The following is an 11,864-nucleotide window of genomic DNA, read 5'->3' on the forward strand; positions in this document are numbered from 1 at the left end:
ATGCCCTCGTAGTCGAGGATGCGCCCGCCGTTGGCCGCGAGCAGGGCGATGCCTTTCGCGGCGTCGATGACCGAGCCGCCGCCGATGCCGAGCACCACGTCGCAGCCGGCTTCGACGTAGCGCTCGTGGCCCGCTTCGATCTCGTGGTCCTTCGGGTTGGGCGTGACGTCGGTCCACACGACCGGCGAGAGGCCGGCCTCGCGGAGCTGGTCGAGCAGCTCCGACGGCCAGCCCGCCTCGGTGAGCCCGGGGTCGGTGACGACGAAGGGGCGACGCGCGCCGAGCCGGACCGCGGCATGGGCGGCCTCGGCGAGGGAGTTGGGCCCGAACACGATCTCCGGGGCGTGGAACTTCGATAGCCGCAGCGAGCCGGTGTCGCCCCCGACCGTTCGCTGTTGATCATCCGGACTGCGCCGCGCTAGCAGGACCGAATCACCGGCCCTTCGAGCTTCATCGACGAGGACCACACTGCCCTCCCGCACCACATCGTCCGCTGCCGCAGCCGAGGTGTCCCGGGCGACGACGTGACCCAGGCTACAAGAGCGGGAGGTGGCCGGGCAGGTGCGAACGGTGCGCACTGCATCCGATCGGGTGCGCCGACCCGCCGCCGGGACGGCCCTTCTCGTCCGGTCGGCGGGTCTGGGGCAGGTCACGGACCGACGCTAGCCACGGATGGGCGCAACCGGACCCTGCCCCGTGACGGGAGGTGGCCCTGTCCCATCGGGCAGGCAGACCGGTACCCCCCGACCGATGGCGCGGCCGGTACCGGTGCCGTGGTGTTGGTCGGCGAGATGACGGGCCCGTCAGCTCGCGTGGATGGGGCCCGCGCGGTGCGCGAGGCGGGTGCCGTCGCCGCCCCAGTGCTGGGCGATCATCTCGGCCGCGATCGACACGGCCGTCTCCTCCGGGGTGCGGGCGCCGAGGTCGAGCCCGATCGGGCTCGACATGCGGGCGATCTCGGCCTCGGTGATGCCGCGCTCGCGGAGCCGCTCCAGCCGGTCGTCGTGGGTGCGCCGCGACCCCATGGCCCCGATGTAGCCCACCTCGGGCAGCCGCAGGGCCACCTCGAGCAGCGGCACGTCGAACTTCGGGTCGTGGGTGAGTACGCACAGCGCGGTGCGCTTGTCGATGCGGCCGGCCTCGGCCTCGGCGGCGAGGTAGCGGTGCGGCCACTCGACGACCACCTCGTTGGCCCCGGGGAACCGGGTGGCGGTGGCGAAGACCGGGCGCGCGTCGCAGACCGTGACGCGGAAGCCGAGGAACGTGCCCATCCGCGCGACGGCGGCGGCGAAGTCGATGGCCCCGAACACGATCATGCGGGGCGGCGGCGCGAACGACTCGACGAACACGTCGAGGCCCTCGCCGCGGCGCTGGCCGTCGACGCCGTAGTGCAGGATCGCGTTGCGCCCGGCGTCGAGCAGGCCGCGGGCGTCGTCGCGGACGGCGTCGTCGAGGCGGGACGAGCCGGTGCTGCCGTCGACGCGGTCGGCCCACACGATCAGCCGCCTGCCGAGCTTCTCCGACGGCCCGCCCACCACCGTGGCGACGGCGACGGGCGTCTCGTCGCGGATGGCCTGGGCCACCGAGCCGAGCTGGTCGTAGGTACCGGGGCCGACCTTCTCCACGAAGATGTCGATGATGCCGCCGCAGGTCAGGCCGACGGTGAAGGCGTCCTCGTCGGACACGCCGTAGCGCTGGAACACCGGACGGCCGTCGCCCAGCACCTGCTGCCCGAGCTCGTACACCGCGCCCTCGACGCAGCCGCCGGACACGCTGCCGACAGCCTCTCCGTCGGGCCCGATGAGCATCGACGCGCCGGGCTGGCGGGGGGCCGAGCTGTAGGTGCCGACGACCGTGGCGAGCGCCGCGGTCTCCCCGTTCTTCCACCAGCCCTCGAGCCGGTCCATGACGTCACGCATTGCGGATCACCTCGAGAAGCTCTTCCAGGGTGGCCAGACTGTGCCCGGCCAGCAGTTGGTCCAAGTACGGCAGGGCCGCAACTATTCCACCCTGCACCGGGGCGTAGCCGTCCTTTCCCGCGTGCGGGTTGACCCAGACCACCTTGTGGGCCAGCCGGGACAGCCGCTGCATCTGCACGCCGAGCAGGTCGGTCTCGCCGCGCTCCCAGCCGTCGGAGAACACGACGACCACCGCGCGGCGGGCGGCGCCGCGCTGCCCCCACCGGTCGACGAACGCCTGCACCACCTCGCCGAGGCGGGTGCCGCCCGACCAGTCCGGGATGGCCTTGCCCGCGGCCGCCAGCGCGCGGTCGGCGTCGCGCATCCGCAGCTCACGCGTGATGCGGGTGAGTCGCGTGCCGAGCGTGAACGCCTCCACCGCGTTCGGCGACCGGCGGACGACGACGTGCGCGAAGCGCAGCAGCGCGTCGGCGTAGGGCTCCATCGACCCGGAGATGTCGACGAGCAGCACGATCTTGCGGGGCCGCCGCGAGTGGTCGCGGTGCAGCATGTCCCGCACCTCGCCGCCGTTGTGCAGGGCGGCGCGCAGCGTCCGGCCCGGGTCGGCCGGCCCGTGCCGCGACGGGCGCAGGCGCCGCGACGGCCGGGTGGGCGGCTCGGGCCGCAGCAGCGCCAGCAGCCGGCGCAGGTGCTCGCGCTCGCCGGGGGTGAGCTCGGCGAGATCGCGGTTGCGCAGCACCTCGCTGCCGCTGGCCCGCGCGTGCACCTGCGGCGTCTCGCGGTCGTCGTCGCCGTCCTCGGACTCCTGCGACTGGGACGGCGTCAGCGCGGCCAGTCGGGGCGGCGGGGGCTTGCGCTCGTCGACGATGCGGGTGCGGCCGCCACCGCGCGGCGGCGTGAACCAGGCGTCGAAGGCCTGGTCGTAGCGCGGCAGGTCGTCGGGGTCGGAGCAGAGCGTGAGTCGGCCGGCCCAGTAGGTCTGCATCCGGCTGGTGACGTCGAGCGTGTCGAGTGCGCCGAGGAACGTCGCGACGCGGTCGGTGGTGATCGAGAGCCCGGCGTTGCGCAGCACGACGGTGAAGCCGACGAGGCCCTCGACGGGGTCGTCGGTGTCCGGGATCTCGGTGGTGGTCACGGCTCAGGACGCGAGCAGCGTGTCGAGCTGCTTGCGGACGCGGTCGGCGTCCTCGCGGTACTTGAGGACGGCGCCGAGGGTGGCCGCGGCGCTGTCGACGTCGAGGTGCCGGGCGCCGACGAGCTGCAGGGCGCGGGCCCAGTCGATGGTCTCCGCGACGCCGGGAGGCTTGAGGAGATCGGCCTGGCGCAGCGCGCGGACCGCACCCGCGACCTGGGCGGCGAGCCGCTCGGGGATGCCGGGCAGCCGCGAGTGCAGGATCTCGATCTCACGCTGGAGGTCGGGGTGGTCGAGCCAGAGGTAGAGGCAGCGGCGCTTGAGGGCGTCGTGGACCTCGCGGGTGCGGTTGGACGTGAGCACGACCAGTGGCGGCGTGGTGGCCCGGACCTCACCGACCTCGGGGATGGTGACGGCGTACTCGGTGAGCACCTCGAGCAGGAACGCCTCGAACTCGTCGTCGGCGCGGTCGACCTCGTCGATCAGCAGCACGCTCGGAGTGGTCTGCAGTGCACGCAGGATCGGGCGCTGCAGCAGGAACTTCTTGTCGTAGAGCGAGGACTCGACGGCGTCGACGTCGAGCTTGTCGGCGCCGGCCGCGGTCTCCAGCGCGCGCAGGTGCAGCAGCTGGCGCGGGAAGTCCCAGTCGTAGAGCGCCTGGGAGGCGTCGATGCCGTCGTGGCACTGCAGCCGGATCAGCTCGGCGCCGGTGATCTCGGCGAGGGCCTGCGCGAGTGCGGTCTTCCCGGTGCCGGGTTCGCCCTCGCAGAACAGGGGTCGGTTCATCCGCATGGCGAGGAACGTCGCCGTGGCGAGCCCGTCGTCGGCGAGGTAGCCGGTGGAGCGCAGGGCGGCAGCCAGCGCTGTCGGCGAGTCCGAAGGGGCCGGTAAGCGATCGTTCACCCCCCCAGCATGACTGACCAGGGGGTCGGTCAGCCACTGCGGGTGTCCGGGCCTCCACCACGACGTGATCGGGCTGTTACTCAGCGTCGACTATTCGGTGTGATGGATTCGGTAATACTTCCAGTTTGGTTCTATTGGAAAAACCGTGATCAAGCCGTGATCTCATGCCCGTGACCTGGGGGTACCTGGGTATCGTCCCGTTAATGTGTTCGTTACCGTGACGATGGTCACGCATCAGAAGTTTGACGTTTTCCCGGCACCGCCTCGTAGCGTCGACGGCCGGTCGCCTCGAGAGGGACGGCCGAGAATGCATCCGGAACCGTCGCACCAGGCCCTGACCCGCGGTTTCCGGTCCGTCGAGATGGAAAGACGGGTCAGGGCCGGGGTCGCAATTTCCCCGACCGCCCCACGGTCGAGGAACACGGACCGGGACCGCACGTCAGGGCACACCCAGCCCGCTGACGAGCAGGTTCTCCCCGACGGCTGCGATAGGAGAAACCCCAGAATGACTTCTCGACCTGCACTCAGCTCGGGCCGAAGTCTCGTTCGTCTGATCGTCGCCGGTGCCGTTGTCGTCGGTACCCCGCTCGCCGTCGCCGGCACGGCCAACGCTGCTCCCGTCTCCGTCTGGGACGCCGTTGCCCAGTGCGAGAGCGGTGGTAACTGGAACATCAACACCGGTAACGGCTACTACGGTGGCCTGCAGTTCAGCGCCAGTACCTGGAAGGCATTCGGTGGCGTCGGCTCGGCGTCCAGCGCCAGCAAGGCCCAGCAGATCGCCGTGGCCGAGCGCGTGCTCGCGGCCCAGGGCTGGGGCGCGTGGCCCGTCTGCTCGAAGAAGGCCGGTGCCACCGGTTACGCCTCCTCGCCGAGCACGGTCGTGCGCGCCTCCGCGCCGGCCCCGAAGGCCGCTCCCGCTCCGAAGGCTGCTCCGGCTGCTCCGGCAGCCCCGGCCGCCCCGGTGGTCAAGAACGGCGCCGACTACACCGTCGTCGCGGGCGACTCGCTGAGCAAGATCGCGGCGGACCAGAAGATCGCCGGCGGGTGGAAGACCATCTGGGACCGCAACACCGATGTGCTGAAGGACCCGAACGTGATCCAGGTCGGTCAGCAGCTCGACCTGCGGTGATCTCACCGGTCGCGGTCGCCCCACCCCAGTGGCGGTGACCGCGACCGGGGTGTTTCAGGCGCTGTTGACCCACTCGTCGTCACCGTCGGCGAACGACTGGTGCTTCCAGACCGGAAGCAACTTCTTGATCTCCTCGACCAGCTCCGAGCAGGTCGCGAACGCCTCCCGGCGGTGATCGGCGGCCACGGCGCACGCGAGTGCGACGTCGCCGATCGCGAGCTTCCCGACCCGGTGGCTCACCGCGACGGCCCGCACGCCCTGCGCCCGGGCCGCGACGTCGGCGGCCACCTCGGCCACGATCGTCGCGGCGGTCGGGTGGGCGCTGTACTCCAGGCCCAGCACCGAACGGCCACCGTCGTGGTCGCGCACCACCCCCGCGAAGGTCACGACGGCGCCGGCCGCGGCCTGTTCCACGAGCGCGGCGTGCTCGGCGACGTCGAGCACGTCCTCCCCGACCGCGGCCCTGAGAACCACTGCACCGGTCATCGGTGATCGCCTCCACGTAGCTGGTCCACGGCATGATCCAGGACTTCGGCCAGCACCGACAGTCCGTCCCGAACTCCCCCTGTCGATCCGGGGAGGTTGACGACCAGCGTGCGGCCCGCGACGCCGGCCAGCCCCCGCGACAGCACGGCCGTCGGCACCGTCGGCGCACCGACCGCGCGGATCGCGTCCGCCAGGCCGGGCACCTCGTAGTCCAGCACCGCACGGGTCACCTCGGGTGTCGCGTCGGTGGGGGAGATGCCGGTGCCGCCCGTGGTGATGACGACGTCGACGCCGTCGGCCACGGCCGTCCGCAGAGCCTCCCCGACGGGCTCGCCGTCGGGGACGACGACGGGGTCGGGTACGTCGAAGCCGCGCTCGCGCAGCCACTCGACGATCAGCGGCCCGCCCCGGTCGGCGTACACCCCGGCAGCGGCGCGGTTGGAGGCGGTGACGACGCGCGCGGTCCTCGTCATTCCCTTCCCTCCGGACGGGTCCAGGACCCGGTCTTCCCGCCGTCCTTGCGCTCGACGCGCACGCCGTCCATCACCGCGGCGGGGTCGACGGCCTTGACCATGTCGTGCAGGGCCAGCCCGGCCACCGCGACGGCGGTGAGGGCCTCCATCTCGACGCCCGTGCGGTCGGTGGTGCGGACCGTGGCCCGGATGTGCACGCGGTCGACGTCGGTCTCGAGGTCGACCGTCACCCCCGACAACGCGATCGGATGGCACAGGGGGATGAGGTCCGGGGTGCGCTTGGCCGCCATGATCCCGGCGATGCGGGCGGTGGCCAGCGCGTCGCCCTTGGGCAGGCCGTCGCGTTTGAGCAGCTCGACCACCTCCGCGGTGGTGCGCAGCGTGCCGGTGGCCACCGCGGTGCGGGCCGAGACGTTCTTGTCCGTGACGTCCACCATGCGGGCGGCCCCGGTGGCGTCGACGTGTGTGAGCTCCACCGTTGCGAGCCTACGGGGTGAGCACATCAGAGTGAGCTGCGTCACACGTACGCAACCCGTCCTCAGTGGATGCGGACGTCGTGTTTCGGTGCTGTGAACTGCCCTGAAGCCCCCCGATTAGGCCGTTCGGACCACACGATCGGGAGGTGGCACTCTCGGCGCGTCGGACTTGCGCTTCCCGGAACCGTACGTAGCGTGCCTCACGGCCCACCAGGACCCCCCAGGTCCCGGTGGACCCTGGAACCGCAGCGCTCCCCTGTCCGGTGGTTCCGGAACCCCAGTCGCCTCACGAACCCCAGCGTGGGACAGGAACGGATCACCCGGCGGTCCCCAGCCCGCCGGAACGCCACTCCCCAGGCGGATCCGCGCGCAGCGTCCGGAGATGTCCCATGGCTCGCTGCCCCAGGACCCGTTATCGCGGTCGTCATCGCGCCCCCAGCAACACCGGTCGGGTCATCGCCCGCACCGCCCTTGCCGGCGCCGTGGCCGGCGCCCCGCTGGTCACCATGGTCCCGGCCGCGAACGCCGCCACCGACACCACCTGGGACAAGCTCGCCCAGTGCGAGAGCGGTGGCCGGTGGGACATCAACACCGGCAACGGCTTCCAGGGTGGCCTGCAGTTCACCCCCAGTACCTGGCGGGCCTTCGGCGGCACCGTGTACGCCCCGGCCGCCCACCAGGCCACGCGTGCCCAGCAGATCGCCGTCGCCGAGAAGGTACTGGCCAAGCAGGGCTGGAACGCCTGGCCGTCCTGCTCGAAGAAGGTCGGCGCCAGCGGCGGCTCCACCGATCGTGGCGTGCCCTCGGACACCGTCCGGCTCAGCGCCCCGACGAAGGCCCCCGCGAAGGCCACGACCGGCAGCTACAAGGTCAAGAGCGGCGACACCCTCGGCTCCATCGCCGCGGCCAACAGGGTGGCGGGGGGCTGGAAGGCCATCGTCGCGAAGAACCCGGCCCTCGCCGGGAACCCGAACGTGATCACCCCGGGTCAGATGCTGACGCTCTGAACCTCGCCAGCGCCTCCGGGGTGTCGACGTCGTCGGGATCGGCGACGTCACCGCACTCCACCAGCTCCAGCGCCGGGTGGCCAGCGAGATAACCGCGGGCCCCGGCGTCGCCCGACGCCGAGGCGGCCACGGCCGTCCAGTGAGACCGTCCGATGAGGACGGGGTGCGCCGGTCGCCCGTCGTAGGAAGCACGGCGCAGGTCGTCGGGGGCTGCGCCGGCCCCGAGCCGGGCGACCGCCGCAGCCGTGACGCCGGGCAGGTCGACGAGGTGCACGAGCGCCGCGGGCGTGTCCACCCCGCTGAGGGCGGACAGGCCCGCGCGCAGCGACGCGCCCATGCCCTCGGCCCAGTCGAGGGCCTCGACGACGGTGACGCCGGGCGGCAGGACGGCCCGTACGTCGGCCGCCGCGGCGCCGACGACCACCACGAGCGGCGCGCAGCCGCCGTCGGCGAGCACGCGCAGCGTACGGCGCACGAGCGGCTCGCCGTCGAGCTCGACGAGGGCCTTGGGGCCGCCCATGCGCCGCCCCGCGCCGCCCGCGAGCAGCAGCCCGGTGGGGGCGATTACTTGTTGATGATCGTGACGGGGTGCACGTAGGGCACCTCTTCCAGCGGGAACTCCAGGTCGCCGAACGGCGAGAGCGAGCCCTGCACCGGCGCAGCGAGCTCCGAGACCGGGTGCTCGCCGTCGGGCAGGTCGGGCCACGTCGGGTCGATACGGCCCTCGGGCGCTGCCTTGGCCACGGTGTCCTCCTTGCGGGGTGGAAAAGTCCTTACCTCCGAGTATTCCGTACGGCGCGCCAGGCGTCGCCATCGCGGCGGCGACTACCCTGGAGCCGATGCCCACCTCGCTGGTCGACTGGCTGCGCGCCCAGGACGACGGGACGCTCGCCACTCTCCTGCGGCTGCGCCCCGACCTGGCCGTGCCCCCGCCCGCCGACCTGACGGTGCTCGCCACGCGCGCCGGCATCCGCGCCTCGGTGCACCGTGCTTGTGACGATCTCGACACCGTCGCACTGGCGGTCCTGGAGGCCCTCGTCCTCGCCGACGCCGACAGCGCGCCCGTCCCGCGGGCCGAGGTGGCTCGGCTGCTGGGTCCCGACATGCCCGCAGCGGCCCTGAGAGCCTCGCTGAGCGCTCTCAGGGAGCGAGCGCTGGTCTGGGGGTCCGATCCCGAGCTCGCGCTCGTGCCGGCCGCACGGGAGATCGTGCCGCGCTTCCCCGGGGGGCTCGGCCGCCTCGCCACCGGGCCGGCCGGCTCGTCGGAGCTGCCGGAGCTGCTCGCCGCCGTCGAACCCGACGAGCGGCGCGTGCTCGACGCCCTCGCCGCAGGCCCGCCGATCGGCCGCAGCCGGGGCGGCTCCGCCCCGCAGAGCCCGGTCGGGCGGCTGCTGGCCAAGGGCCTGCTGCTGCGCGTCGACCCGGAGACCGTCGAGCTGCCCCGCCAGGTGGGCATCGCCCTGCGCGGGAAGCGCCCGATGGGCACGCTCACGCTCACCTCACCCGACCTCGCGGTCCGCGACCGCGGCGCCGACGTCGTCGACCGCACCGCCGGTGGCGCCGCCCTCGGCGTGCTGCGCCAGGTGGAGCTGCTCATCGCGTTCTGGGGGCGCACCCCGCCCCCGGTGCTGCGCTCGGGCGGGGTGGGCGTGCGGGAGCTGCGTCGCGCGGCCAAGGAGATGGACGTCGACGAGACCACCGCGGCCCTGCTCGTCGAGCTCGCCGTGGCCGCGGACCTGGTCGGCCCGAGCGACGGCATCGGGCCCGACTGGGTGCCCACCACCCAGGCCGACGTCTGGGCGGTCGGCGGGCCCGAGCTGCGCTGGTCGCTGCTCGCGCGCACGTGGCTCGACCTGCCGCGGTTGCCGGGGTTGGTGGGCCGCAAGGACGACGCCGGCAAGCCGATCAACGCCCTGTCCGACGCGGTGCGCCGCCCGCTGGCCCCGCGCGACCGCCGCCGGGTGCTCGGGGGCCTCGCCGAGCTCGGCCCGGGCACGGCCGTCGGCTCGGCCACCGCGCTGGCCGACGTGCTCGCCTGGCGCGCCCCGCGCCGCGGGGGCCGGCTGCGCGACGAGGTCGTCGGCTGGGCGCTCGCCGAGGCCACCACGCTCGGCGTCGTCGCCCTCGACGCGATCTCCACGCCCGGCCGCGCCCTGCTCGAGGACCAGGACGGGATCGTCACGGCGCTGCGCGCCACGCTGCCCGCCCCCGTCGACCACGTGCTGCTGCAGGCCGACCTCACCGCCGTCGCCCCCGGCCCGCTGGAGCCCGAGCTGGCCCGCGAGCTGGACCTGATGGCGGAGGTCGAGTCGGCCGGTGGGGCCACCGTCTACCGGTTCACCGAGGCCACCGTCCGGCGTGCCCTGGATTCCGGGCGCAGCGCCGCCGACCTGCACGAGCTGCTCGCGAAGCGGTCGGCCACGCCGGTGCCGCAGGGGCTGACCTATCTCGTCGACGACGTCGCGCGCCGCCACGGCCGGTTGCGCGGCGGCGTGGCGTCGTCGTTCCTGCGCTCCGACGACGATGTGCTGATCGCGGAGGTCCTCGCCCACCCCGACGCGATCGGCCTGGAGCTGCGCCGCATCGCGCCCACCGTGGTGGTCAGCCCGCTGCCGCTGGTGGAGCTGCTCGACGGGTTGCGCGCCGCCGGGTTCACGCCGGCCGCGGAGGACACCGGGGGCGCCGTGCTCGACCTGTCGGACCGCGGCCGCCGCACCGCGCCGCGGTTCCGCGGCAGCGAGCGGGTGGGCGCCCCGCCGGAGCCCGACGCCGACCAGCTCGCGAAGCTCGTGGCCCGGATGCGCTCGGGCGACACGCTCGCCGGCGTGCGCCGCAGCGCTGCCGCCTTCGCCAACGGCTCCACCCTCGACCTGCTCCGCGACGCCGTCGCCGCCCGGCGCAGCGTCTGGATCGGGTTCGTGGACAGCCACGGCCGGCAGGGAGAGCGCGTGCTCGAGCCCACCAGCGTCGGGGCCGGCGTGGTGGAGGGCCGCGACGGGGCCGACGGTGCGCTCCACCGCGTGCCCCTGCACCGGATCACCAGCATCGCGCTGGTGGAGGGCCGGGACCGGCGCTAGCGGGCCCCGGCCGTCATCCGGTGGTGCATGGCGTGCTCCACCAGCGCGATCAGCGTCTGCTTGGTGGACGCACGGTTGCGGGCGTCACAGCTGACGATCGGCACGGTCGGATCGATGGACATGGCCTCGCGGACGTCCTCCACGCGGTGCTGCAGCAGGCCGTCGAAGCAGTTGAGCCCGACGACGTAGGGCAGCCCGCGGTCCTCGAAGAAGTCGATGGCGGCGAACGAGTCGGCGAGCCGGCGCGTGTCGACCAGCACCACGGCGCCGATCGCCCCGCGCACCAGGTCGTCCCACATGAACCAGAACCGGTGCTGCCCGGGCGTGCCGAACAGGTACAGGATCAGCTCGGAGTCCAGGGAGAGACGACCGAAGTCCATGGCCACCGTGGTGGTGGTCTTGTTCGGCGTGGCCGACAGGTCGTCGTGCCCCGCGCTGGCCTCGGTCATGACGGCCTCGGTGGTCAACGGGACGATCTCGGAGACCGAGCCGACGAACGTCGTCTTCCCGACACCGAACCCCCCGGCCACCACGATCTTGGCCGAGATCGTCGCCGCGGTGGCGATCGCATGAGGCCTAGAGCCGACGGAGTCCACTCAACACCCTTTCCATCAGGGCGAGGTCCGGCGCGTTGCCGGCGCTGCTCGCGGTCTGGTGCACGGTCACCACGCCGAGCCCGGCCATGTCGCCGAGCAGGACCCGGGCGACGCCCAGCGGCAGCGACATGAGCGCCGCGACCTCGGCGACCGAACGGGTCTGCTCGCACAGCTCCGCGACGGCACGGTGTTCGACCTGCAACATGCCCATCTGGTCCCGGCCGCGCTGGCTGGTGGAGACGAGCGTCTCGATCGCCAGCTCCAGGCCGGACTTGGTTCGTCCGCGCGTCCACGTGTAGGGCCGCACCGCGGAGGCCCCGACCCCGTTGCCGAGCTGCTCGGGCTCGACGACGCGCATGTCGATGGGACCGGTGGTCTGCGGGTGCGGAACCGACGACCGCGGCTGCGGCGGCGTCACGTATCCGTACATCTCGTCGTTCGGCATCGGGCTGGACGTCGGCGGTGACACGGGCTCGGAGCGGGCCTGCTCCGAACCCGGGGTCGGATCGCCCTCGTCACGGCGGCGTCCCCACCGACGTCGGCGCGGCGAACGCCCGGCGTCGAAGCTGAAGCCGTTCATCACGTCGGCGAAAGTCGGCTCCGAGGGTTGCCGGCGCTCGTCGTCGGGACCGGAGGTCATCGGACATCACCTGCCTTCTCTTACCG

The 11,864-nt window shown here is 73.1% G+C and carries 14 protein-coding genes; 3 read left to right on the plus strand and 11 right to left on the minus strand.

Annotation, left to right across the window (positions count from 1 at the left end; all coding sequences use genetic code 11):
- The 4 genes from BGP03_RS34800 to BGP03_RS34815 form a co-directional block, all read right to left on the minus strand.
- A partial coding sequence (locus tag BGP03_RS34800; protein ID WP_299738926.1) for an iron-containing alcohol dehydrogenase occupies positions 1–578 on the minus strand: 578 nt, incomplete at its 3' end.
- 225 nt (positions 579–803) lie between these two features.
- A complete protein-coding gene (locus tag BGP03_RS34805) occupies positions 804–1,919 on the minus strand; it encodes an XdhC/CoxI family protein (protein ID WP_296377594.1) in 1,116 nt (371 codons plus the stop codon).
- The gene (locus tag BGP03_RS34810) at positions 1,912–3,054 is read right to left on the minus strand and encodes a VWA domain-containing protein (RefSeq protein ID WP_296377593.1); all 1,143 of its coding nucleotides are present in this window, start codon (positions 3,052–3,054) and stop codon (positions 1,912–1,914) included. The genes BGP03_RS34805 and BGP03_RS34810 overlap by 8 nt, the downstream gene beginning before the upstream one ends.
- Positions 3,055–3,057: 3 nt before the next feature.
- Positions 3,058–3,954 carry a MoxR family ATPase gene (locus BGP03_RS34815; RefSeq protein ID WP_296377592.1) on the minus strand — a complete coding sequence of 299 codons (897 nt, stop codon included), beginning with the start codon at positions 3,952–3,954 and terminating at the stop codon, positions 3,058–3,060.
- A 505-nt stretch (positions 3,955–4,459) separates the two neighbouring features.
- Between BGP03_RS34815 and BGP03_RS34820 the strand changes: the two genes are divergently transcribed.
- On the plus strand, positions 4,460–5,083 hold the full coding sequence (locus BGP03_RS34820; RefSeq protein WP_298801060.1) for a transglycosylase family protein: 624 nt from the start codon (positions 4,460–4,462) through the stop codon (positions 5,081–5,083).
- A 54-nt stretch (positions 5,084–5,137) separates the two neighbouring features.
- On the opposite strand, the gene BGP03_RS34825 is transcribed toward BGP03_RS34820, so the two are convergent.
- From BGP03_RS34825 to moaC, 3 genes are read right to left on the minus strand one after another with little or no spacing between them, the layout of a single operon-like run.
- Entirely contained in the window at positions 5,138–5,569 is a 432-nt protein-coding gene (locus BGP03_RS34825; protein ID WP_296377590.1) for a molybdenum cofactor biosynthesis protein MoaE, read from the minus strand.
- Positions 5,566–6,042: a MogA/MoaB family molybdenum cofactor biosynthesis protein gene (locus BGP03_RS34830; protein ID WP_296377589.1), complete on the minus strand. Its 477-nt coding sequence runs from the start codon at positions 6,040–6,042 to the stop codon at positions 5,566–5,568. Before BGP03_RS34830 ends, BGP03_RS34825 begins: the two co-directional genes overlap by 4 nt.
- The gene (moaC, locus tag BGP03_RS34835) at positions 6,039–6,545 is read right to left on the minus strand and encodes a cyclic pyranopterin monophosphate synthase MoaC (protein ID WP_298801066.1); all 507 of its coding nucleotides are present in this window, start codon (positions 6,543–6,545) and stop codon (positions 6,039–6,041) included. Before moaC ends, BGP03_RS34830 begins: the two co-directional genes overlap by 4 nt.
- A gap of 362 nt (positions 6,546–6,907) precedes the next feature.
- Here moaC and BGP03_RS34840 point away from each other — a divergent pair, with 362 nt between their 5' ends.
- Positions 6,908–7,525: a transglycosylase family protein gene (locus BGP03_RS34840; protein WP_298801059.1), complete on the plus strand. Its 618-nt coding sequence runs from the start codon at positions 6,908–6,910 to the stop codon at positions 7,523–7,525.
- Here the strand turns inward: BGP03_RS34840 and BGP03_RS34845 are convergent.
- Together BGP03_RS34845 and BGP03_RS34850 are read right to left on the minus strand one after the other, a co-directional pair.
- Positions 7,497–8,090, minus strand: a complete 594-nt coding sequence (locus BGP03_RS34845; RefSeq protein ID WP_296377599.1) for an NTP transferase domain-containing protein — start codon at positions 8,088–8,090, stop codon at positions 7,497–7,499. The two genes, BGP03_RS34840 and BGP03_RS34845, sit on opposite strands and share 29 nt — an antisense overlap.
- Positions 8,090–8,269 carry a hypothetical protein gene (locus tag BGP03_RS34850; protein WP_296377587.1) on the minus strand — a complete coding sequence of 60 codons (180 nt, stop codon included), beginning with the start codon at positions 8,267–8,269 and terminating at the stop codon, positions 8,090–8,092. Before BGP03_RS34850 ends, BGP03_RS34845 begins: the two co-directional genes overlap by 1 nt.
- A gap of 95 nt (positions 8,270–8,364) precedes the next feature.
- Between BGP03_RS34850 and BGP03_RS34855 the strand changes: the two genes are divergently transcribed.
- Positions 8,365–10,602, plus strand: a complete 2,238-nt coding sequence (locus BGP03_RS34855) for a helicase-associated domain-containing protein (protein ID WP_296377586.1) — start codon at positions 8,365–8,367, stop codon at positions 10,600–10,602.
- On the opposite strand, the gene BGP03_RS34860 is transcribed toward BGP03_RS34855, so the two are convergent.
- Both BGP03_RS34860 and BGP03_RS34865 read right to left on the minus strand, forming a co-directional pair.
- A complete protein-coding gene (locus BGP03_RS34860; RefSeq protein ID WP_296377585.1) occupies positions 10,599–11,198 on the minus strand; it encodes an ATP/GTP-binding protein in 600 nt (199 codons plus the stop codon). The two genes, BGP03_RS34855 and BGP03_RS34860, sit on opposite strands and share 4 nt — an antisense overlap.
- Positions 11,179–11,838: a DUF742 domain-containing protein gene (locus BGP03_RS34865; RefSeq protein ID WP_296377584.1), complete on the minus strand. Its 660-nt coding sequence runs from the start codon at positions 11,836–11,838 to the stop codon at positions 11,179–11,181. The genes BGP03_RS34860 and BGP03_RS34865 overlap by 20 nt, the downstream gene beginning before the upstream one ends.
- Positions 11,839–11,864 lie beyond the last annotated feature (26 nt).

Source organism: Pseudonocardia sp. 73-21 (assembly GCF_001899645.1).
Classification (GTDB): Bacteria; Actinomycetota; Actinomycetes; order Mycobacteriales; family Pseudonocardiaceae; genus Pseudonocardia.

Excerpts from the sequence above, each read along its gene's own strand:
- BGP03_RS34805 (WP_296377594.1), bottom strand. The coding sequence starts at position 1,919 with ATGCGTGACGTCATGGACCGGCTCGAGGGCTGGTGGAAGAACGGGGAG.
- BGP03_RS34820 (WP_298801060.1), top strand. The coding sequence starts at position 4,460 with ATGACTTCTCGACCTGCACTCAGCTCGGGCCGAAGTCTCGTTCGTCTG.
- BGP03_RS34825 (WP_296377590.1), bottom strand. The coding sequence starts at position 5,569 with ATGACCGGTGCAGTGGTTCTCAGGGCCGCGGTCGGGGAGGACGTGCTC.
- BGP03_RS34830 (WP_296377589.1), bottom strand. The coding sequence starts at position 6,042 with ATGACGAGGACCGCGCGCGTCGTCACCGCCTCCAACCGCGCCGCTGCC.
- moaC (WP_298801066.1), bottom strand. The coding sequence starts at position 6,545 with ATGTGCTCACCCCGTAGGCTCGCAACGGTGGAGCTCACACACGTCGAC.
- BGP03_RS34840 (WP_298801059.1), top strand. The coding sequence starts at position 6,908 with ATGGCTCGCTGCCCCAGGACCCGTTATCGCGGTCGTCATCGCGCCCCC.
- BGP03_RS34855 (WP_296377586.1), top strand. The coding sequence starts at position 8,365 with ATGCCCACCTCGCTGGTCGACTGGCTGCGCGCCCAGGACGACGGGACG.
- BGP03_RS34865 (WP_296377584.1), bottom strand. The coding sequence starts at position 11,838 with ATGACCTCCGGTCCCGACGACGAGCGCCGGCAACCCTCGGAGCCGACT.